Genomic DNA, 22563 nt, shown 5'->3' with positions numbered 1-22563 from the left:
ACACATACGTGACAGCTCTCTTTGGTTTACCAGCCGAGATCATCCTCGCGCGGGCGTTGCTCTTCCTTGATCAAAGTGTAAAGCTCACCGGCTTCATCCTTACGAGTCGTCTCCGCAATCCGTTCGATACGAACGGTTACGGTCTTCTGACCGTATTGGATCGCGAGCTCATCCCCTGGTTTAACCGTGCTGCTAGCTTTCGCTTCACGGCCGTTGATCCAGACGCGTCCTTGCTCGGATACATCCTTAGCAACGGTGCGGCGCTTGATCAACCGGGACACTTTGAGGAATTTATCCAGACGCATTTATTACTTGATTGCGTCTTTCAGTTTGTTGCCTGCTTTGAATGCAGGAACTTTGGATTCTGGAATGGAGATTTCTTTACCCGTTTGCGGGTTACGACCTACACGGCCGGAACGTTTACGAGTTTCGAAAGTACCGAAGCCGATCAGTTGTACTTTGTCTCCAGTAGCAAGCGCGTCAGTAACTTCGCCGAGGAAGCCGTTCAGTACTGCTTCTACGTCACGTTTAGTCAAACCGCTTTTTGTTGCAATGTTGTTGATCAGATCTGTTTTGTTCATTATTAATATCCTCCTAAATTCAATTCGCCCGTTTTGTGTGGTCAGCGTTCCAGGAACGCGCCGTTAGGTTGGTAATTTTAAGCATAAACACATGCACGATGATACTTATTCTGCTTGTCCTCAAAAAAATCCTGCTGCACAAGAAAAAATTTTACCGAAAGATGCGGAAATGTTGCGTTTTGTGGCGAATAAGCGGTACTATTGTCGCTTCGCTTCTTCCCACCAACGATCCATTTCTGTTAAATCAGTCTGGTCAAAAGTTTTACCGTTTATACTAAGCTGCTCCTCAATATAAGAGAATCGGCTCTTAAATTTTGCATTTGTACGAGAGAGCGCCTCCTCAGGATCCGCATGGATAAAGCGAGAAGCGTTCACAACAGCAAACAGCAAATCTCCCAGCTCTCCTGCCTGCTCTTCCGAATCTTTCGAATCTATCGCTTCACGCAGTTCATGAAGCTCTTCTTCAATCTTGCTCAGCACCGGACCAAGCTCGTCCCAGTCGAATCCAACCTTAGCCGCTTTCTTCTGCAGCTGGTACGCCTTCATAAGCGCAGGCAAATCCTTCGGAATGCCGTCTAGCTGCGATTTGCGGGCATCTGCTTCCCCCTTGCGCTTCTTCTCTTCCGCCTTCATCTGCTCCCAATTAACAAGAGCTTCTGTCGCATCACCAGCGCTGCGGTCGCCGAATACATGAGGATGGCGGAAAATAAGCTTCTCATTCAGGCTCTCAATAACATCATAAGCAGAAAATGCGCCGGTCTCCTCTTCCATCTGGCTGTGCAGCATCACTTGCAGGATCACATCACCAAACTCCTCCCGCATGTGATCGGGATCATCATTATCGATAGCTTCAAGCGCTTCATACAGCTCCTCGATAAAGTTCTTTCGGATCGATTGATGCGTCTGCTCGCGGTCCCACGGGCAGCCCTCAGGACTACGAAGAATACCAACAATCTCGTGCAGACGGTCGAAGGTACGGTTGAGGACAGCGTCCTCCTCCGTGCGGGGCACCCAGATAAGAGACAAATTGCCGAAGCCTGGTGTTCGGTCCAGCTCATAAAGCGGAACTTTAATAATCTGCTCCTCACCTGTTACACCAAGCGCATGACCCACAACGACCTCATAATCATCAGGGTACCGTTCCATTAGCGCCAGCTTCACATCTGAAGCCGTATAAGCATCATAGACCTGACCAATAATCGTATGTACACGCGGCTGCACCTGAGCAGCCTTCAGCTCAGCTGCGTCAAGCAGGGCAAAGCCTTCAATTGGATCAATACCAAGACGGATAAAAGCCTGATCAAGGAAGCTCTCGCCTCCAATAATCTCAAGAGGAATATCCGCTGATAAGCAGCGCTCACGCAGCAGCTGCACAGTGCGCTCCGCAACCATCGGATGCCCGGGCACTGCATACAGGATTGGCGCGGACGCCGCCTGTGCCTCGCGAATGAGCGTATCCGCTATTGTATCATAAACCTCCGGGAAGGTGTCATGCTGTTCATAAACGCTGTCAAACGAGGTGTAAGCAAGCTGATGCTCGCGCAGGAGCGACATAACAGGATGCTGCTCTGTGCGAACGTAGATCGCTGCAGCGGCCTGCAGCCGCCGCCACACGCCAAGCGTTAATTGATCGGGATCGCCGGATCCTAAGCCGACTACCGTTATTGTTTGTGCCATAACTATCGAATTCCTCCCTGCCAATGCAGATTCTACACGTAGTATACCATTTCTTGCATACGGATTAATAATGCCCTCCAGCAGCAGTTAGTGTTCATGCCCAACACTTGGGAATTCGGTATAATAGATACAAAAAGAAAGGACTGTCCGCTCATGAAAATTGTCATTGCACCGGATTCCTTCAAAGGCAGCTTATCTTCCGCCTCCGCTGCAGAAGCCATAGCAATAGGCGTCCGGCGCTGTGTGCCGGATGCTGATATCATAGAGATTCCAATCGCAGACGGCGGAGAAGGAACCTTGAGCAGTCTGCTCGCCGCAACCGGTGGAGAACGCGTGACGATCACGGTTTCCGGTCCGCTTGGGACGGAAGTGAATGCCTCCTATGGGCTGCTTGAGCATGGCTCCGTTGCTGTCATCGAGATGGCTGAAGCCTCTGGCCTCTGCCTGCTGACGGATGAGCAGTATAATCCCGCCTTAACAACGACCTATGGGACAGGCGAGCTGATACTAGATGCTCTAGAACGCGGATGCCGACGGTTTCTGCTCACCGTTGGCGGAAGCGCAACGAATGACGGCGGCACCGGTATGCTGCAGGCGCTAGGCATGCGTCTGCTTGGACCTGCGGACCAGCCGGTTCCTCTTGGCGGAGGTCATCTTAAGGATATCGCTGTCATTGAAGACAGCCAGTGGGACTCACGGATAGCGGAATCCACTTTCTTGATTGCGACCGATGTACAAAATCCACTGATCGGCGAACAGGGTGCAACCCGGATATTTGGTCCGCAAAAAGGGGCAACTCCGCAAATGGTCGAGCATTTGGAGCTCGGCATGACACACTGGGCGGATCTCGTTACTACCAAAACCGGCGTCAAACTCCATGACCGCCCGGGTGCCGGAGCAGCTGGCGGACTATGCGGTGCTTATCTCGCCTTCTTTCCCGCTTCCATACGCCGCGGCATTGATGTCGTTCTCGAATACACCCATTTAGGCGATCAGCTTGCTGGAGCCGACCTTGTCATTACCGGTGAAGGGCGTATTGACCACCAGACCGCGTCAGGTAAAGCACCAATGGGCGTCGCCCAACTCGCCAAACAATATGGCGTACCTGTGGTTGCCCTGGCGGGCTCGGTTGGCGCCGGCATTGACGTCTTGTACGCAGAGGGAATCAACAGCGTGCACAGTATCATGAACGAGCCAATGACTCTGCAAGAGGCCATGGAGCGCGCTCCCCTCCTGCTCGAGCAAACGGCTGAGCAGGTCGTCCGTACTTTTCTCGCGGGACGGGACGCTCTTTAATCATACATAACACAGGACCTGGAGGTATTTGAGTGAAATACGAATGGAAAAAGAACGACAAACAACTGTACCTGCCAAAAAATGAGCCCTCCATCATCCATGTCCCGCCTTTAAAATATTTTACAATAAGCGGCAAAGGCAACCCCAATCATAAGGATTTCGAAGAAGCGATAGGTGTGCTGTATTCGTTATCCTACGCGGTTAAGATGATGCCGAAAAAAGGAGTAACGCCAGAGGGCTATTTCGAATATACCGTATTCCCATTAGAGGGAGTGTGGGATTTAGCAGAAGAGGCAAGACAAGCTGCTGTCCTCGACAAAGATCAACTCATTTACATCATTATGATCAGACAGCCCGATTTTGTAACAGAATCTCTTGCCCTTGAAGTGATTGAGACAGTAAAGCAGAAAAAGCCATACCCGCTTCTCAGTAAAGTAACGTTCGAGCCGCTGGAGGAAGGCATGTGCCTCCAAATGATGCATCATGGCTCATACGACGACGAACCAGCAAGCTTCGCGAGAATGGAACAATACTGCGAAGAGAACAACCTCAAGCGAATATCAAAGCTGCACAAGGAAATTTATATTTCCGATGTCAGAAAGACAAAACCAGAAAAACTCAAAACCGTCCTAAGGTTTAAGGTGGACGCAATGTGATTTCAGTACAGTTTCTGCAATTTAAATCTAATTAGCAGAATTGTATCTCCTTCCGGTTGCTGTTGCCCTCTTAAAGCTTGAACAAGCTCGTTATAACGAGACTTTAAGAGGGCAAAGGCAAGCGTTACACTCCTCCAGAAGATACAATCCTCGCCTTTATTCAATTGCTATTTATGCAGCAATAAGGCTGCCCACTAACTCGGGCAGCCTAGCTACTACAGAATATGGCTTAAGGTCCCTCAGGGTCCTTAAGCCTTTAATTTTGACGCTTCTGACGCTGATTAAAGTCCCTCAGAGACCTTAAGTGCTTCACGCGAGCGGCTTTCAGTGAATTCTACTCCATTTTTCTAATATTAAGGTCCCTTAGGGAGCTTAAACCTTCAATCCCTACATCTCTTCATGGCCTTAAGGTCCGTCACGGACCTTAAGGCCATTTAAAGAAGATAGGCTGCCCATTAACTCGGGCAGCCTAACTTTGTTTACAAAATCGCGCGCTTTGGGCGATTTTTTGATGCTGTACCACTATCGATAGATAGGGAAAGGGAATGTACTTACTGGAGGAAAGTCTACGCTTACGAAGCAGCTTTCTTTCAGAAAGCTTTGAAGCGCTTGCCTTTGTACCCATGAAATCTCGCTTTGCGAGTTGATTCAAATTTCATGGGTACAACAGCAACCGGAAGAAAGTACATTCCCTGCACCCGCCCACAGTCGATTATCTGTAAGCAGGCAACCAACCGCCATGTGCCTCAATCAAATCGTCGCACAAAGCCACAATATCATCCATGGACAGTTCCGCCGAAGTATGAGGATCAAGCATAGCCGCATGATAAATATGCTCTTTTTTACCGGTCAACGCCGCTTCAATAGTGAGCAGCTGTGTATTGATATTCGTACGGTTAAGCGCTGCCAGCTGTGGCGGCAGATCGCCGATGTATGTTGGATTGATGCCGGAACGGTCAACCAGACATGGCACCTCTACGCACGCTTCCTTCGGAAGGTTCGTAATCAAGCCAGTGTTCATGACGTTGCCGCCGATTTTGAACGGATTACCGGTCTCAATAGCCTCCATAATATGCGATGCATACTCGTGGCTGCGGGTATGCTCGATGTTCTTGTTCGAGAGAAGGGAATCCCGCATGTTGTTCCAGCCCTTAATCTGCTCGATACAACGGCGTGGATACTCATCAAGCGGAATATTAAACCGGTCAACCAGCTCCGGATAGTTCTTTTTGATGAAATACGGATGATATTCCGCGTTATGTTCAGATGATTCCGTAATATAATAGCCGAATTTCAGCATCAATTCGAGGCGGACCATGTCATGATGCTTCTCCTTCTGCTTCTCAATCGCACGGCGCTTGATCTCCGGATAGAGATCAACTCCGTCCTTCTTAACTTCAAGCAGCCAAGCCATATGGTTGATGCCCGCAATCTTGGATTCCACACCTGTGGAGTCCATCCCCAAGTTCTTGAACAGATCGGATACGCAGGACTGTACACTATGGCATAAGCCAACTGTTCTTACTCCGCCCGCAGTGGACAGCACGTTCGTCAACACAGCCATTGGGTTCGTGTAGTTCATGAACAAAGCGTCCGGACAAACTTCCCTTATATCTGCGGCAAAATCCAGTACGACCGGAATTGTACGTAAATTACGGAAAATGCCTCCGATTCCTACTGTATCGGCAATGGTTTGACGCAGACCGTATTTTTTCGGAATCTCGAAATCCGTAATTGTACAAGGGTCATAGCCGCCTACTTGAATTGCATTAATAACATATTTGGCGCCACGCAGCGCTTCTTTTCGGTCGGAATAAGCTTTAATAACACAGCTGCTTCCACTGGATGCTTTCATATTCAACAGCAGCTGCTCGGAATCACGAAGCCGCTCCGCATCAATATCGTATAACGCAAGTTCAAATCCTTGAAGCGGTTCTGTCAGCATCACATCGCCGAGCACATTTCGAACAAACACCGTACTCCCTGCACCTAAAAAAGTAATCTTGGACATCTTCGCTATCGCCTCCGTAATGTAAAAGAAATATCTCCTTCACTATATATCCGAAGCAGATAGGCGAACATGGCAAGGACACTTATATATTTGTCATAATCCCATTTCCTTCTCACTGGCCTGCTGATTTATAATAAGACATATAAGCCGTTATATTTCCAATGGAGGAACCTGCTTATGCCTATATCCGAAATATCTCTACCTAGTCCGGCAGCGGAACGTTATATGGATTTAAGCTTGTTGTTTTACGGCAAACAGGATTGCGATCCCGGCCATTATTGGGGTCCCGGCCTTCGCGACATTTATATTCTTCACTACGTTCACAGCGGCTCAGGGCAATTTCGTTCCGAAGATCACACACATGAGCTAAGTGCAGGACAAGGGTTTCTCATTGTGCCGGGTACGCTTGTCTACTACAAAGCAGATGAAGAAAACCCATGGACCTATTCCTGGATTGGACTCAAGGGCCTTCATGCCAAATCGCTGCTGCAGCGAGCAGGACTGGACAACTTCAACCCGATCTTTGATGCTGCCGAACATCATGATTTTTTCGAAACGGTGTACGATCAATTTGATCAAGCGCTTGATGCGAGGAACGGGGATTTGTACAGCCAAAGTGTTCTGTACCGATACATGGCTGAACTGGTCGCCTGCAGCAAACAACCAGCTTCACCGCCGCATGTCGCCAATTCCAAAGAAGCTTATATTCATAAAGCAACAGCCTTTATCAAGAACAGCTACAGCCTTTCAATCTCAATCCAAGACATCGCCAATTTTGTAGGACTGGACCGTACCTACCTGTCTGGCTTATTCAAGGCACAGTATGGGGTGTCGCTTCAAGCTTTCCTGCTTCAATTCCGAATGAACCGTGCTGTTGAGCTGCTGCATCATAAAGAGCTGGCCATCGGAGATATTGCTCGTTCTGTCGGTTATACAGATCCATTCCTCTTCTCGAAAATGTTCAAAAAAGTAATCGGAACTTCGCCCCGAGCCTCCCGCGATCATATCGAGCAAACAAAATAAAGGCTTGGATTCCGCTAAGATCTGATTTCGATCTCTTAGTGGAAGGCCAAGCCTTCATTATTTCAATCTTCTTATTGTTCCATTTGCTTCGCCAGGAAACCAGCCGCCGTTTCAACCATTTTAGTCTCCATCTGCGACATTTTGACCGCATCATCTTTGCTCAGCAGAACGACCGTGCCGATCGGGTCTCCCCCAGCGACAATTGGTGCTGCAACGTAAGCGGAGTATGTGTCCTGTAAATCCTTTACGATCTCGTATGTGCCTGAAGTTCCTTCAATCGTCTTGCGGTTATCCATACAGCTCTCTAGAAGGGACCCGATTTGTTTCTCGAGCAATTCCTTCTTCGATGCGCCCGCAACCGCAATAATGTTATCTCGATCCGTAATGAGCGTCACATGATTGGTGCTTTCAAATAGCGATTCGGCATACTCCTTGGCGAAGTCGCCAAGCTCACCGATTGGGGAGTATTTCTTCAGTATAACTTCACCGTCGCGGTCAACAAATATTTCGAGCGGATCTCCTTCGCGAATACGTAAAGTACGGCGGATCTCCTTCGGAATCACCACACGCCCGAGATCATCGATGCGACGTACAATTCCAGTTGCTTTCATTTCTTGTTGCCCCACTTTCCTAGAGGATTTTAAGTCACTGGATACCTATTTGCCTTCATAACAAGCGATTATCCCTATCCAATTGTTCATGAATAAAGCGTTCTCGCGGAAAAAGAATGATACAGCTAGCGGAGCGCTTGTTCGAGCTGCTGTGTTACTTAGGGTCGAGCTTAGCGCGTTCGATAACGAATTCTTTTGTGAATCTGACCATAGTATTCATCGGCTCCCATTTTCTTATACACCGCGAGAGCGGCAACTATGCGGCATCCTGCTGAAGCCAGGCGATAGCCGATGTAAGTTTGGTTAGACTAGCCGTAAAGCACCATTTAAAGCATTCCCTTCTAGCTCAAAAACCTATTCCCAATGAATTAATAATTAACCCCGCTAATTGTTCCACGTGAAAAAATCACCAAAGTATTAGAAAAGCCGCTTGCCCCTTATAAAAATGGAGCAGCGGCTGTTAAACTCGCTCTTCTGGGTCTTTAGCTCGAGGTTTGGGCAGTCTGCCGGCTTTACCCAGCGCTTCCCGGAGCAGAAACTCAATATGACCATTTACACTACGGAATTCATCATTGGCCCATAGCTCGATGGCACGGTGCAGGTCTGGATCGAGCCGGAGCGCGAAAGCTTTCTTTTCTTTCCCCATTGGAATGCCCCTTAGGAGTACAGCGAGCCCGTATTTATAACCGGTGTTGCTCCCCGGTCTGATACGATTACGACCATCAAATTATTGACCATCGCAGCACGCCGCTCCTCATCCAGCACGATGCCGTTCTCTGCCAGCTGCTTAAGCGCCGAGTCCACCATGCCAACCGCACCTTCTACTATTCTCTGACGAGCCGATACGATCGCCGTTGCCTGCTGGCGCTGCAGCATCGCGCTTGCGATCTCTGGCGCATACGCCAAATGCGTCAACCGGGTCTCAATCACTTCAACACCAGCGGCTGCCAATCGGTTCTGAAGCTCGTTCATCATCTCAGCTGCGACTTCATCAGCATTGCCACGCAGCGATTGAACCGTAGTGTCCGTGAATGTATCGTAAGGATATTGAGCTGCAATATGCCGTACAGCTGTCTCGCTCTGAATTTCTACAAAGCGCTCGTAGTTATCAACGTCAAAGGATGCTTTTGCCGTCTCCGTTACTTTGAATACGACAACGGCTCCAATCTCGACCGGATTGCCTTCCGCGTCATTAACCTTTAATGTCTGGCTGTTAAAGTTTCTTACTTTAAGCGTGACCTTCTTCTTGTTTGTGAAGGGCACTACAATCCACAGACCGCTGTCGCGTACCGTCCCCACATACGTACCAAAGAAGGTAATCACCTTCGCTTCATTCGGCTGCACAATCGTCAGTGAAGATACAGCAACAACAAATATCACTTCAAGAAGTATTCCTAACACAATGAGAAAAACATTCGGCTCCAGCTGATCGGAACCAAACACAATAAGTGCGATTCCTCCAGCAAAGGAGACGATGGCTGCAAGTAAAGCGAGAAATCCGTTAATATGCCAAGCTTTATGCTCCTTCATACAAACACTCCTTATATTGTTTTAATACTAATATGATATCACTTTTTACAAATATAAGAAACCCTAGCACCTTTGTTTCTAAGAAGATGCAGCAAAAAAAGCTGATCTCATCATTAGTCATGATAAGATCAGCTTTCTCTAACAAAATCTTATTTATTTGCTGCAGGGGATTCGGATGTCGCTGGGGATTCCGAAGTTGCTGGCGATGCAGATGCATCAGTCGAAGCCGCTGGAGACTCAGCCGCTTCCGGCAACGTAATTTTCACATCTTGTTTCGGCATTTCATCCGTCATGAATGTGTTCATGTGGTTGTACGCAACCACACTTTGTACTTCACTCTTCTGATCAGCTGTCAGCTTATCGTATGCCGCTTGGTCGCGTTTCTCAACCAGGACAACATGGTAGCCGTATTCCGTCTCAACCGGATCACCGATTTTGCCAATCTCTTGTGTAAGAGCAGCTTTTTTAAAGCCTTCTACCCAGTCGCTTGCTTTCGCATCAGCATACTGGCCGCCGCTGTCTTTCGAACCCGTATCATCGGAGTATTCTTTAGCCAGGGCTGTCCAGTCGCCGCCAGCATCCAGCTTCGCTTTTACTTCTTTAGCACGGGCAAGAGCTTCCTCTTTCGTGCGAAGCGTCTTCGTGGAATCAGCAGGGTCTGTAGTAGCTACGAGAATATGACGAACCGTTACAGGGTTGTAGTTACCTACGTTTTTCTCGTATTCTGCTTTCATCTCATCGTCAGTCACTTGCGAATTCATATGTTCAACCACAACCAGCATCAGGTTGAGGTAAGTTTCAACGTCTGCATTTGATACTTTTTTATCATCAAGCGTTTTTTTCACATCAGCATTGGTCTTTAGTGTGTCTTCAAAGCTCTTCATCTGCTCGTCCGTTTCGTCGCCAGCTTTTTTCAGCGTTGCTTCGGAAGCTTGTGCAGAGAGAATTTTGTAAGAAACGTACTGCTGAAGCAATTGCTCCTTGAATTGCGGGATTGCAATCACTTGCTCATAACCCGGTTGCATGATGTTGAAAATATCCAAATATTTGTTGAACTCCGGTTCTGTGACGGTACCGTCTTTGTAAGTCGCAACGACTGTACCCTCGCCTGCTCCTGCGAATGTCAGGCCTGAAGAACCTTCATTATCTTTCTTGCCACCGCAAGCCGCCAAAACCGTCATGACGAGCACTGCCGCGATAACGAGCAGTGCGCTTCTGCGCCATGTCGATTTGCGTGTTGTGTGCAACATGTTGAATCCCCTTTCAAATTGAGAAGTTTATTGTATTGTAACAGAAAACGACACGCGTTGACCACAAGGTGAAACGGATTTCGCCATTCTTTGGTAAAGCGAGACAAATTTCATTCCGGAGAAATATAAGCCCAGTATAAAGGATGATTATACTTTCTTATATTTTATAATATCAAGTCTTCGCGTCCTGCAGTGCTTCTTCGACTTTTCTCGCGTTTTTGAACTGCTTCAAGAATTGCTCCAAAAGTTGAACCTTCTGATCCATTTCAAGCCCCTTGCCGCGAAGCAAAAGCGAAGGCTGCTCATCTTGCAGCGCGCCTTGGCGGAACCGATTCTCGTACGATACACAGAGCTGGTCAACGATTTTACGATCAATACGCTTCTTCTCGCGTTCTCCGAAGCGAACGATCAGATCATCACCCTTCTGGCTGATCTGCTCAATCCCGTATTGCGCACCATAAACCTTAAGCCTTGCAACCGACAACAAATTATCAACCGCCTGCGGCAGATTGCCGAACCGATCGATTAATTCCTCAGCTAAATCCTCAGATTCCTCAATGGATTGAACAGTCGCAACCTTCTTGTAGATCTCGATCTTCTGAATACTGTCGTAGATGTAATCCGAAGGCAGGTAAGCATCAATACTTACATCAATGTGCGTAGTAATAGGACGTTCTTCCTTCACCTCTACGCCATCCATCTCCGCTTTACGCTTCGCGATCTCATCAGCAAGCATCTGTGAGTACAGATCAAATCCGACTGAAGCAATGAAACCATGCTGCTCCGCGCCAAGCAGATTACCCGCTCCGCGAATCGCAAGGTCGCGCATAGCGATCTTGAAGCCAGAGCCAAGCTCTGTAAATTCCTTAATCGATTGCAGACGCTTCTCCGCCACTTCAGTGAGAACCTTGTCCCTTTGATAGGTGAAGTAGGCGTAAGCGATCCTATTCGAGCGGCCAACCCTCCCTCTCAGCTGGTACAGCTGGGAAAGGCCCATTTTATCCGCATCATGCACGATAAGTGTATTTACGTTAGGGATATCGACCCCGGTCTCAATAATGCTCGTGCTCACGAGCACATCAGATTCACCATCGAGGAAATCAAGAATCGTCTTCTCAAGCTCTGTTTCAGACATTTGACCGTGGCCAACAGCTACCTTCGCATCTGGTACAAGTGCATTAATCTGCTCAGCCATTTGATAGATACCCTGCACGCGGTTGTACAAGTAATAGACTTGCCCACCACGCGCCAGCTCTCGCTCAATCGCTTCACGCACCAAAGAAGTGCTGTATTCCACAACGTACGTCTGCACAGGGAAGCGGTTCTCCGGCGGCGTCTCGATAACCGACAAATCACGTACACCCAGCATCGACATATGAAGTGTCCGCGGAATAGGAGTAGCAGTAAGGGTCAATACGTCAACGTTTGTCTTCAGCTTTTTGAGCTTTTCTTTATGAGACACGCCAAACCGTTGCTCTTCATCGACGATAAGCAGTCCTAAATCTTTGAAAATAATATCCTGCGACAAGAGGCGATGCGTCCCGATTACAACATCAACGGTGCCCGCCTTGAGCCCCTTCATCGTATCCGTCTGCTCCTTGCGGGAACGGAAACGGCTTAGAACCTGAATATTAAAAGGATAGCCTGAGAAGCGCTCACGGAACGTTTCGTAATGCTGCTGAGCAAGAATCGTCGTTGGCACAAGGATCGCTACCTGCTTGCCCTCAATCGCAGCTTTAAATGCAGCGCGGACCGCAACCTCCGTTTTACCGTAGCCAACATCGCCGCACAGAAGACGGTCCATGGGCTGTGCCTTCTGCATATCCTTCTTAATCTCTTCAATCGCCCGGAGTTGGTCCCTCGTCTCATCGTACGGGAACATCTCCTCGAACTCATTCTGATAGGCCGTATCTTGACCAAAAGCAAACCCAGCTGCCGTCTGGCGCTGCGCATACAGCTTAATCAGATCGTCGGCAATATCCTGTACAGATGCACGGACTTTATTTTTCGCCCGTACCCATTCACTGCCGCCAAGTTTATTAACCTTTGGCTCCCTCTCTTCGGAACCAACATACTTCTGGATCATGTCGACCTGCTCGACCGGTACAGACAGTTTATCGCCGCCTGCATACAAGATGTGAAGATAGTCCTTATGGATACCCGCAATCTCAAGCGTGCCGATGCCGACATATTTGCCGATACCATGGTTTTGGTGAACGACATAATCGCCGACCTTCAGCTCGGTATAGCTCTTGATCCGCTCGGCATTGTCGATCTTCTTATCCACACGACGCGCCTTACGCTGCTTCTGCGAGAACATCTCGCCTTCCGTAATAATAACAAGATGGGAAGATGGCAGCTCAAAGCCAGACTGCAGGTTGCCCTCAATCAGAATCGGAGGTTCAATATGATAATCCTGCAGCACGCGGCGAATCCGGTCGATCCGCTCCGTGTTGCCGCCCAGCATCATAACTTTGGCGCCCGTCTTCTTCCAGCGTTCCATCTCCGCTTTGAGCACGTTCATTTGCCCATGGAAATTTTGCATCGCACGGCTGGTCATATTTAAAATATTTTGCGGCTGTGAATGCGGGATTTGACGCAGGAAGAGCGACAGGAATAATGTCTGGAATTTACGGTGATGGAGAATTTCATCCGCATCCCGTGCCAGCGTGAAGCTTGGCAGCGATTTGCCGTTTGAGAGCAGATGCGTCGACCATTCGACTTCATCCCGCTCCAATTGACGTGCAGTCTCAATAAGACGAGTCGGCTCGTCGAGAATAAGGAGAGTATCATCCGGCATGTAGTCCAGAATCGTTTGTCTCTCTGGGTATAGCAAAGATATATATTTATAGATTTCAGGGAAATACACATGCTCCCGCAGCTTCTCAATCTCGCCGCCGATTTCTTGACGCAGACGCTCCTTGGCCGAACGGTCCGTCATCTTCTCCAGCTGCTGAGCAAGCAGTGACGCCGCATGCTCCGCAGCCGCGTTAAAGCGACTCTTATCCGCCACGATCTCCTGGCAAGGCGTTACAGTGAACGTCTGCAGGTTATCAAGCGAGCGTTGATCAGAAGGTTCAAAGGTACGGATAGAATCCACTTCGTCGCCAAACCACTCGATCCGGTAAGCAAGCTCTGCTGTCAGCGGGTAAAAGTCGACAATCCCGCCTCGAACACTCATCTCGCCCTTCGACTCAACGCGGTCCGCACGCAAATAACCAAGACCCGTCATCTGGCGCAGGAACGTGTCCAGCTCCAGCGTATCGCCTACCTTGACGTTTATCTTAGCGTCGGACATAACACCCTTAATCGGCTGATAGCGCCGAATACCGGAAAATGGAACGACAATAATCCCGCGGAAGCCTTCGGACAGCTTAATCAGCACATCCATTCGCTGCGCCAGCGTCTCAGGACTCGAGATCGCTGCTTCGGCAGCTACCAGCTCATTCGCGGGATATAATAATACATCATCGGCCGAGAAGCATTCCTGCAGATCCTCGGCAATCTTTTGTGCAGCATACATATTATGCGTGACGACAAGCAGCGGACGATCTAAGTCTTCCTTCACCGCCGCTACGAGTACTTGCCTGGAAGAACCAGCAAGACCCGATATCATCTGCTCGCGCATTCCTTTACGGACACCGGTAATAATCGACTGTACGTCCGGATCCGCAGCAAAAGCCTGTACTAACGCTTTCAATCGTTTAGGCACCCCGTTTCTATACACAAGCAAAACAATAGAAGCTTTACAAGTAGAATCATCGAAAAGAAGCCTCAGCCAGATGCTAAGGCTCTAAAGCACTATGCGATTATTCCGATTATTGCAGCGGATTAACGACAAGGAGCAGCTCCGGATTCGCCTCAAGCGCCTCACGGCAATAATCGCATACGACTTTGACTGTTACGTCGCCGTTCAAGTTATACGCTATTATATCGCTGCGCTCTTCGGGGGTCAAGAAATGGAAACCCAGCTTGGCTTCCGAAATATCCTTCTCATCGATAGTCCCCATTGGCGTCCGGCAGTGCCGGCAAATATAGTTTACAGCCATATGTATGCCTCCTGAAGAATGGTTATACCCTTCAGTATGCCCGATTTATACGAGCTTAGGCGGTCTACTTGTTAAACTTGGCCATTGTATTCTCGAAATTTGCCTTTAAAGAATATTCGACTGCATCACAAGCCTGTTCAATCATGCTTTTAAGAGCTTCCTGCTCGCTCTTCGGGAAATTATCCAGTACATAGTCGGCGATATTCCGGCCCGGCTGAGGCCTTGAAATGCCCATCCTTACCCTGTTGAACTGCTGTGTGCCCAAATGCTGAATAAGTGACTTGATCCCGTTATGGCCGCCAGCACTACCCTGGTAACGTAAACGAATCTTGCCGATCTCGGTGTCCATATCATCATATACAATAAGTCCATCTTCTCGATCAGCCTTGTAATAATCAAGGAAGCCCCGTACCGATTCACCAGACAGGTTCATATACGTCATCGGTTTAATGAGGGCAACCTTTACGCCCTGCACGTGACCTTCACCGATCAGTGCCTTGCATTTGCTTTGCGTCACTTGAATATTCCAGCGCCGCGCCAGCTCATCAATCACCATAAACCCTACATTATGCCGCGTCCCCTGATAGGTTGTCCCGGGATTCCCCAGTCCTACAATCCACTTCATGCTATCCTGCTCTCCAATCTTATCTGCTTATATTTCTTTTTATTCTACATGATGGGTATGATTCCCTGCTCTGCAATAAAGCAATAAAGGAAGAAACGGTATCAGCCCCTCTCAGGACGATACCGTTCGTTTATACCTCACTATGCAAAATCAACTTCATGCATCTGTGCTTCTGTTGAACGAGATGCCGCTTCCTTCGCTTCTACTTCCTGCGCCTCAGCTTCCTCAGCCGTCAGATCCTTCTGAGGAACCAGGATGGTAACAAGAACCGCTGAAGGATCCGTTACAATCGTCACACCGGCTGGAACCTGAACATCGCCTACCAGATAGCTGCCCCCCATCAGGAGTCCCGTTACATCTACAGGAATCGCATCAGGAATACTTCCAGGCAGACAGCGTACTTCCAGTTCATGCAGCAAAGCCTGCACGATGCCGCCCTCACGCTCACCCTGCGAATCGCCTACGAGGTCAATACGGACATGCGCCGTCACTTCTTCATTCATGTTGATTTGATGGAAATCCACATGAAGCAGCTTATGCGACAGCTTCTCACGCTGCACTGCAGCAATCATAACCGATTGCTTGCCGGCATCTGGGATATCCAGATCAACGACTGCATTAGGATGGGAGCGCAGCAAGGCGAGCAGCTCCTTCTCAGGCAATGCAATTGATGTTGGAGAAGCAAGCTGCTTGCCGTATACAACACCTGGCACTTTACCGCTAGCTCTTAAGCTGCGGAGCTCGCTTTTCATATGCGTATTTCTTTGTTCTGCTGTCATCGGTATGGACATGTGATAGGAACCTCCTGAAAGTCAATTTCCATATCACTTTGCCCAACCTCTGGAAAACCTATTCTTTCTTGCTTCTTTCTTTCTTCGCTTTCGCCCTTGCACGGATCTTATCCGCATAGCCTGATTTGTTCTCCTGACGCTGGCGGGCAATCGCAAGATCGCCTGATGGAACGTCATGTGTAATCGTCGAACCCGCTACGACATAAGCACCTTCGCCAAGCTTCACTGGTGCAATCAGGTTTACGTTGCTGCCAACAAATGCGTTGTCGCCGATTTCCGTGATTGCTTTATTAAAGCCGTCATAATTGACCGTAATCGCGCCGCAGCCGATATTAACATCTTTGCCGACAACTGCATCGCCAACATAGCTCAGATGTGATACTTTGCTGCCATCGCCAAGCGTTGCGTTTTTCAGCTCAACAAAGTCACCGATCTTGCAGCCTTCACCAAGCTTCGAGCCTGGACGCAGATTCGCATAAGGACCAACCGTGCTGTCTTTACCGACAACCGAATCAGCAACCGTCGAATATTTCACCGAAGCTCCGCTATGAATCTCGGAGTTCGTAATATCTGCTTGTGGTCCAATGACGCAATCCTCACCAATAACCGTTGTACCGCGCAGAATCGTACCCGGATACACTATCGTATCAGCGCCGATACGCACACCCGCTTCAATATACGTATTAGCCGGGTCAATAATCGTAACACCTTCGATCAGATGCTTACGGTTAATACGCTCACGCATGAAACGCTCAGCTTCCGCAAGCGCTACACGATCATTTACACCAATGGCTTCAGCCAGGTCCGGCGTGCAGTAAGCTTGAACCGAATCGCCCGCTTGACGGAAAATACCTACGACATCCGTCAGGTAGAATTCACCTTGCGCATTTTCACTTTTCACTTCTGCCAGTGCAGCGAACAGCTTCTTATTATCAAAGCAATAAGTGCCTGTATTAATTTCTTTCACGGCCGCTTCCGCAGGAGAGCAGTCCTTCTGCTCGACAATGCGTTCTACAGCACCGTCAGCGCCGCGGATCACGCGGCCATACCCCGTAGGGTTATCGAAGGAAGCCGTCAGTACAGTGGCTGCTGCACCGCTAGACGTATGAAGAGCCAGCATCGCTTCAATAGTCTCTGCTTGTACTAGAGGTGTGTCACCACAAATAACAATCGTAGTGCCTTCCTCGGTGCCTAGAAGTGCTTCCGCTTGGCGGACGGCATGACCCGTACCAAGCTGCTGCTCCTGCAGGACATACTCTGCACGATCGCCAAGGTAACCTTTTACCATCTCAGCCCCATGACCTACAATTACAACCGTACGCTCGCTCTTTGCTTCATTAACCGTATTCAGTACATGTTCTACCATCGGCTTACCGCTTACTTGATGCAGAACTTTATATAGTTTCGATTTCATCCGCTTACCTTTACCGGCAGCCAGCACAATCGCCATCACTTTCAACCGTAATTCCTCCTACACAACTTCTTTTTGAATTTATAAGAAAATATATTTTGTCTTTACAGGGCTATAAAAGATACTTAGAATTCTTCGGAATGAAACGCGCTTAGCCACCATAGCCGGCACTGCCGTTTCACCTTGTTTAAGACTATATCCCATTATACACAAAAAGAAAAGAGAGCCTCTCGGCCCTCTTTCCTGATTAGTCCCTATCCGTGAGCGGCATTTGCCACCCACAAATTGGGACAATTCCGTAGCTTAATGGATAGGCTTAAGCTCCTTCTTCGATTGCTACTACTTCTTCCACTGCTGCACGCTCATATTCAGCGAGTACAGCAGCTTGGATTTTCTCCCGGGTTGTCGAAGAGATTGGGTGAGCGATATCCCGGAATTCTCCATCTGGCGTACGTTTGCTTGGCATAGCCACAAACATGCCATTGTTACCATCGATGACGCGAATATCGTGAACAACGAATTCATTGTCAATCGTGATAGAAGCAATAGCTTTCATACGCCCTTCCGAATTTACGCGGCGGAGTCTGACATCAGTAATTTGCACTTGTGTTCACCACCTTTGCCTATCTGAGACTTGGTGTATACTTCCACATTTTTGTGCAAAATCCTTTTATTTTTTTGGAAAAAAATGCGATATTTAAAAATATTTTTTAAGTTTAATTATTTTTCGTTTCTATTCGACAACAGTCGATGCAATGACTTCTATTTCGACAAGAACATCCTTCGGAAGCCTTGCTACTTCAACGGCCGAGCGCGCTGGCTTATGGTCACCAAAGTACGAGGAATAGATGCCATTTACAATTGTAAATTGATTCATATCTTTCATAAATACAGTTGCTTTTACAACATTATTTAATGTTACACCTGCTTCTTCTAATACAGCCTGTAAATTACGGAATACTTGGTGCGTTTGCTCCTCAATTCCGCCCTCTACCAATTGACCAGATGCATCCAGCGGAATTTGACCCGATGTAAATAAGAGATCTCCAAGCTTAATTGCCTGCGAATACGGCCCAATTGCGGCTGGCGCCTTATCCGTCGAAATTACTTGCAGCTTACCTGTTGTCGTCATGAATTCCCAACCTTTCTACACCTGTGTATTAAAATAGTTGCCCGGTATCACCTTAGTTTGCTTTGTCTTGAGATCAACGGCCGTCAGTGTCGCAAGCGAGACGTAATCCTCGAGCAGACGTTCTTCATGTTCAACCTCACCTGACTCTACGAATACACCAACGCCGGCAACGGTCGCTTTGAATTCATACAGCAGATCCATCATCCCTTGAATCGTTCCACCAGCCTTCATGAAATCATCAATAATAAGGACACGGGACTGCTCCTTCAAGGCACGTCTAGCCAGTGACATCGTCTGGATCCGCTTATTGGAGCCGGATACATAATTGATACTTACTGCCGAGCCTTCGGTCACTTTATTATCTCTTCTTACAATAACAACTGGCAGGTTGAGGCAGGCAGCCGTCGCATAAGCAAGCGGAATCCCCTTCGTCTCAACTGTCATAATCACGTCAATATTTCGATTAGCAAATGCCGTCGCGAACATTCGTCCAATATCGGCCAGTAACTCCGGCTGTCCCAGCATATCGGTCATATACAAATAACCGCCCGGTAGTACCCTTTCAGGTTGCTCCAGTTGGCGGCAAATGTTCTCCATAATCGATAAAGCTGTAGAGGTGTGCATCTTAGGCGTATATTTAACCCCGCCTGCAGCACCAGCAAGTGTATTTAACTCACCAAAGCCTTCTTCCTCGAAGACCTCTTTTATAATGGCCAAATCTTCACTAATGGAAGACTTCGCAGACTGATAGCGATCAGCAAATGCTGTTAACGAAATTAACGTGTGGGGACGACTCAGCAAATATTGCGTCATCTCTACCAGTCTTGCGCTTCGCTTCAATTTTTTCAAAGTCATTCCCCCCACTAAATCCGAATAATATAAAGTCAATATAACATTTTTATACGGATTTAATCAAGGAAAACGTCAGCATTATGTCAGCATTCTTACCACGTATACTTCTTTACAAAAACCTCGAAGCCCATTATAGATACGTGGAAGCTTGGCTTCCTTCGAAACAAGACCAAAAACAGTTGGTCCACTGCCCGACATCAGGACGCCATCAGCACCTAGCTTTTGCATGCTTTCTTTCAGCTGCAGCACTTCCGGATATAAATCCAGGGTAACATTCTCAAGGACATTGCCTAACCCGGCACAGATATCCGAGAATGAACCACGCTCAATAGCCGATACCATATCCTGTGTAGAAGGATGGCTCTTCAGCTCGTTCGCTCGCAGTTTGCCGTATACATCAGCGGTTGATACGTTAATTGGAGGCTTGGCCAGTACGACCCAGCATTGCGGTGGATTGCTGATCTGCTCCAGCTTCTCTCCGCGGCCTCGTGCAATTGCCGTACCGCCTGTTACGCAGAAAGGTACATCGGAGCCAAGCTCCGCACCAAGGCGGCACAGCTCGTCTTCCGGGATGTTAAGCTGCCAGAGCCGGTTTAATCCGCGCAGTGCTGCTGCAGCGTCACTGCTGCCGCCTGCTAGACCAGCTGCTACCGGTATCTTTTTATCCAAATGAATATAAACGCCCTTACGGACATTGTAGCGCTCTTTAATGAGCCGCGCTGCCTGGAAGGCCAAGTTCTTCTCATCCAGCGGTATGTATCCAGCCTGGCTCGAAATAATAATCGTATCCCTCGGCAGTTCCTCAAGTTCCAGCCTGTCCGCAAGATCGACCATCGTCATGATCATCTCGACCTCATGGAAACCGTCTTCCCGCTTCCTCATGACGTCAAGCATCAGGTTAATTTTCGCCGGAGCCTTTTCGTATATTTTCATGGCAAGCTCTCCCGTTCGTTGTTAGCTAAGCAACATTATAACAAACGGGCACAAGAAAAGCTAAGAGGTCAGCGCTGGCTTTAAGCGCCCCGCTCTCTTAGCTTCTGTTTGCGATATAATCACGGCCTGCGGCTATTGTCCGTTAGACTTTGCAGCAGCCTGTTCGGCAAGCTGGATTGCCCGCTTTACCATATTGCCGGCATCCTTTGTACTAATCCCGCCCCAGCCTTCTTGCTGCACAGTATCGATAAAACCGAGGTCTTTGGCCAGTTCATATTTCAACTGCTCAGACATAACGCTTCTTCTACGGCCCATATCGTACGCACCTCCTGTCATAAGAAATGAAAGTGATTGCGTCTTATTATGCGCTTCGAACGCTGTCGCTTATGCAGAAACAGGGGTAGATAGAAAAAGAACGCGAATCCAGGGATTCGCGTCTAAACTCGTAATTGAGATGTGCATCTATTGTTGAATATGGGTAATTCGGACTTGACCTTCATCATTGCATACGGTCACTTCCACCGACTCTGTCAGTATATCCGCATAACTGTAGGAAACGCGCTTAAACGATTGAGATTCCTGATCCAGTTTGACAATGAAAACAGAAGGGTAGATTTCTTCTAACGTGCCGGTACGTTCGATGGTCTTTCGACGGCCACCGTTAGCTCGAAGACGGATTTTGGAACCTACGTGAGCTTCCAAATTGCGTTTAATTTCCAATAGCGCATTTTTTGCCATTGTCCACTACCACCTCTTTCCTTGTCCATTATAACCAGAAAGGGGCAGTTTGTCAAATGAGGCAAAATATTATATCAGCCATGTTATTAAATTGTCAACGGTGTTTTCGCCCATTTTTTCGAATTTGATGCATAATCGGAGAAAACATGTACATATTAAGACGTTATCTTCATACTTGCCGTTGATGTTGTCACTTTTTTAGGCTTCGGCAAGCCCATCCGATGCCGTCCCATCGTCTCAATCCCACCCACTCCATCAATGCCGCTGATCGTGCCATGGATCACATCTGAGAGGTTTATCGATTCGCGAACTGACGTGTAGCTCGCTTTAATCGCAATATAAACCGGATCCAAAGCATGGATCAATATTCTACCCGGCGAGCTCGCAAAGTTAGAGCCAGCCTGAAGTAGTGCTTCAAAGTGCGACTGACAAGCGCCAGCCACGACAACAAGCCCATCCATATTCTTCTCATATTGGCGAGCGACGCGTACCGCATTAACGAAGCTTTGTGAGTTTTTATAGCTGCTTAGGCTGTACAGATCTTCGCCTTCCCGGTTTTTCAAAACACCGTCATGACCAGTAATGACCACGATATCCGGCTTTACCTGCGGCAGCAAGCGGTACAAGAGCTGTGCCATTTGGGATTCATGAGCATGCACGCCATGTGCCGGCACTTTCATCGTCTGGTACAACTGCATACTCTTCCGTAAGTAGTTGCCGTCCCCATCCAAATGAAGCACCTTGCCCGGCAATTCAAAATAAGACTGGTTTTGCTGCTGCGAAGCAGCACGATCTTGACTGGATAAAACCGTCAGATGCGCTTTTTCCTGCCGCATACGTTTGAGAGAGTCGTTTACTTTAATCTGCACTTGCTGCCGCGCACTTGTCGATTCAGGGTCACGAACAACCGACAAGTCGGGAATTGGCGCATCCGCAAGCAATCGGTAGTCCGTGCCTTTAATTAATGCTTGATCGGATCGCATATCTTCAACTCGGAACAGCACGTCACCGCCATACGATTTGCGGACGACCAGGTCCCCTTGCTTCATGGGTAAATCACCTCTTCGTCTATCGTATGGGTGGAGGGGGCGGAATGTGCGGAGAAAATTGGGTTTGGCTATTAAAAGCAGAGCTTCGGCTGCCGCACTGAGGGACGGGGTATCTCCCTACGGCCGCTGTTGCCCTTACTTTGCTCTGAACGTATGTTTCTTAGGTAGCAAAGTAAGGGCAAAGGCGGACGCTCCGCTCCTTAAGGGAGATACCCCTTACCCTCTTGCGGGTAGCCTGCGATGCCCAATTGTCTCCCGCATTCCTTGTGGGAGACAGAGGTCTGCCCTGCTGCTTCACTCAGCACGGCGTCGATTAAGGCTGGCATTGAATGCGCCAGCCTTTGTGCT

23 protein-coding genes are annotated in these 22563 nt (G+C 48.4%); 3 read left to right on the top strand and 20 right to left on the bottom strand.

Annotated features, from left to right (window positions below):
- Positions 1-26: 26 nt before the first annotated feature.
- The 3 genes from AC0YNT_RS28950 to yabN form a co-directional block, all read right to left on the bottom strand.
- Positions 27-305, bottom strand: a complete 279-nt coding sequence (locus AC0YNT_RS28950) for an RNA-binding S4 domain-containing protein (protein ID WP_091190550.1) — start codon at positions 303-305, stop codon at positions 27-29.
- Between the two features lie 3 nt (positions 306-308).
- Complete coding sequence (locus tag AC0YNT_RS28945) at positions 309-581, bottom strand: HU family DNA-binding protein (RefSeq protein WP_091190548.1); 273 nt, start codon at positions 579-581, stop codon at positions 309-311.
- 198 nt (positions 582-779) lie between these two features.
- The gene (yabN, locus tag AC0YNT_RS28940) at positions 780-2258 is read right to left on the bottom strand and encodes a bifunctional methyltransferase/pyrophosphohydrolase YabN (RefSeq protein ID WP_475807725.1); all 1479 of its coding nucleotides are present in this window, start codon (positions 2256-2258) and stop codon (positions 780-782) included.
- Between the two features lie 153 nt (positions 2259-2411).
- Between yabN and AC0YNT_RS28935 the strand changes: the two genes are divergently transcribed.
- Together AC0YNT_RS28935 and AC0YNT_RS28930 are read left to right on the top strand one after the other, a co-directional pair.
- Positions 2412-3554, top strand: a complete 1143-nt coding sequence (locus tag AC0YNT_RS28935; RefSeq protein WP_475807724.1) for a glycerate kinase — start codon at positions 2412-2414, stop codon at positions 3552-3554.
- A gap of 32 nt (positions 3555-3586) precedes the next feature.
- Positions 3587-4210 carry a GyrI-like domain-containing protein gene (locus AC0YNT_RS28930; RefSeq protein WP_475807723.1) on the top strand — a complete coding sequence of 208 codons (624 nt, stop codon included), beginning with the start codon at positions 3587-3589 and terminating at the stop codon, positions 4208-4210.
- Between the two features lie 712 nt (positions 4211-4922).
- Here the strand turns inward: AC0YNT_RS28930 and melA are convergent.
- Positions 4923-6221 carry an alpha-galactosidase gene (gene melA / locus AC0YNT_RS28925; RefSeq protein ID WP_475807722.1) on the bottom strand — a complete coding sequence of 433 codons (1299 nt, stop codon included), beginning with the start codon at positions 6219-6221 and terminating at the stop codon, positions 4923-4925.
- 177 nt (positions 6222-6398) lie between these two features.
- On the opposite strand from melA, the gene AC0YNT_RS28920 reads away from it, so the two are divergent.
- Positions 6399-7244: an AraC family transcriptional regulator gene (locus tag AC0YNT_RS28920; RefSeq protein ID WP_475807721.1), complete on the top strand. Its 846-nt coding sequence runs from the start codon at positions 6399-6401 to the stop codon at positions 7242-7244.
- Between the two features lie 71 nt (positions 7245-7315).
- Here the strand turns inward: AC0YNT_RS28920 and spoVT are convergent, their stop codons facing one another.
- From spoVT to yabG, 16 genes are all read right to left on the bottom strand, one after another.
- Complete coding sequence (spoVT, locus tag AC0YNT_RS28915; RefSeq protein WP_167282725.1) at positions 7316-7855, bottom strand: stage V sporulation protein T; 540 nt, start codon at positions 7853-7855, stop codon at positions 7316-7318.
- A 460-nt stretch (positions 7856-8315) separates the two neighbouring features.
- Positions 8316-8501 (bottom strand): type II toxin-antitoxin system antitoxin, encoded by a 186-nt coding sequence (locus AC0YNT_RS28910; protein ID WP_475807720.1) that lies wholly within the window; start codon positions 8499-8501, stop codon positions 8316-8318.
- 11 nt (positions 8502-8512) lie between these two features.
- Positions 8513-9385 (bottom strand): SPFH domain-containing protein, encoded by an 873-nt coding sequence (locus AC0YNT_RS28905; RefSeq protein ID WP_475807719.1) that lies wholly within the window; start codon positions 9383-9385, stop codon positions 8513-8515.
- A 149-nt stretch (positions 9386-9534) separates the two neighbouring features.
- Positions 9535-10635 (bottom strand): peptidylprolyl isomerase, encoded by a 1101-nt coding sequence (locus AC0YNT_RS28900; protein WP_475807718.1) that lies wholly within the window; start codon positions 10633-10635, stop codon positions 9535-9537.
- A 172-nt stretch (positions 10636-10807) separates the two neighbouring features.
- A complete protein-coding gene (gene mfd / locus AC0YNT_RS28895; protein WP_475807717.1) occupies positions 10808-14335 on the bottom strand; it encodes a transcription-repair coupling factor in 3528 nt (1175 codons plus the stop codon).
- A gap of 118 nt (positions 14336-14453) precedes the next feature.
- Positions 14454-14684 (bottom strand): anti-sigma-F factor Fin family protein, encoded by a 231-nt coding sequence (locus AC0YNT_RS28890; RefSeq protein ID WP_167282734.1) that lies wholly within the window; start codon positions 14682-14684, stop codon positions 14454-14456.
- A 64-nt stretch (positions 14685-14748) separates the two neighbouring features.
- The gene (gene pth / locus AC0YNT_RS28885; protein WP_475807716.1) at positions 14749-15309 is read right to left on the bottom strand and encodes an aminoacyl-tRNA hydrolase; all 561 of its coding nucleotides are present in this window, start codon (positions 15307-15309) and stop codon (positions 14749-14751) included.
- 140 nt (positions 15310-15449) lie between these two features.
- Entirely contained in the window at positions 15450-16100 is a 651-nt protein-coding gene (locus AC0YNT_RS28880; RefSeq protein WP_475807715.1) for a 50S ribosomal protein L25, read from the bottom strand.
- A gap of 58 nt (positions 16101-16158) precedes the next feature.
- Entirely contained in the window at positions 16159-17559 is a 1401-nt protein-coding gene (glmU, locus tag AC0YNT_RS28875; protein ID WP_475807714.1) for a bifunctional UDP-N-acetylglucosamine diphosphorylase/glucosamine-1-phosphate N-acetyltransferase GlmU, read from the bottom strand.
- A 268-nt stretch (positions 17560-17827) separates the two neighbouring features.
- Positions 17828-18115, bottom strand: coding sequence for a septation regulator SpoVG (gene spoVG / locus AC0YNT_RS28870; RefSeq protein WP_167282740.1), 288 nt, complete (start codon positions 18113-18115; stop codon positions 17828-17830).
- Positions 18116-18244: 129 nt separating this feature from the next.
- Positions 18245-18643: a RidA family protein gene (locus AC0YNT_RS28865; RefSeq protein WP_167282742.1), complete on the bottom strand. Its 399-nt coding sequence runs from the start codon at positions 18641-18643 to the stop codon at positions 18245-18247.
- 15 nt (positions 18644-18658) lie between these two features.
- Positions 18659-19492, bottom strand: a complete 834-nt coding sequence (gene purR, locus AC0YNT_RS28860; RefSeq protein WP_167282743.1) for a pur operon repressor — start codon at positions 19490-19492, stop codon at positions 18659-18661.
- An 81-nt stretch (positions 19493-19573) separates the two neighbouring features.
- Entirely contained in the window at positions 19574-20428 is an 855-nt protein-coding gene (gene ispE, locus AC0YNT_RS28855; RefSeq protein WP_475807713.1) for a 4-(cytidine 5'-diphospho)-2-C-methyl-D-erythritol kinase, read from the bottom strand.
- Positions 20429-20560: 132 nt separating this feature from the next.
- On the bottom strand, positions 20561-20743 hold the full coding sequence (locus tag AC0YNT_RS28850) for a small, acid-soluble spore protein, alpha/beta type (protein ID WP_167282747.1): 183 nt from the start codon (positions 20741-20743) through the stop codon (positions 20561-20563).
- 147 nt (positions 20744-20890) lie between these two features.
- Positions 20891-21166: a biofilm formation stimulator Veg gene (gene veg / locus AC0YNT_RS28845; RefSeq protein ID WP_167282749.1), complete on the bottom strand. Its 276-nt coding sequence runs from the start codon at positions 21164-21166 to the stop codon at positions 20891-20893.
- 155 nt (positions 21167-21321) lie between these two features.
- The gene (yabG, locus tag AC0YNT_RS28840) at positions 21322-22215 is read right to left on the bottom strand and encodes a sporulation peptidase YabG (protein ID WP_475807712.1); all 894 of its coding nucleotides are present in this window, start codon (positions 22213-22215) and stop codon (positions 21322-21324) included.
- Positions 22216-22563: the final 348 nt, after the last annotated feature.

It is taken from the genome of Paenibacillus sp. J22R56, from assembly GCF_056269375.1.
This window is presented reverse-complemented; position numbering and strand designations above follow the sequence as displayed.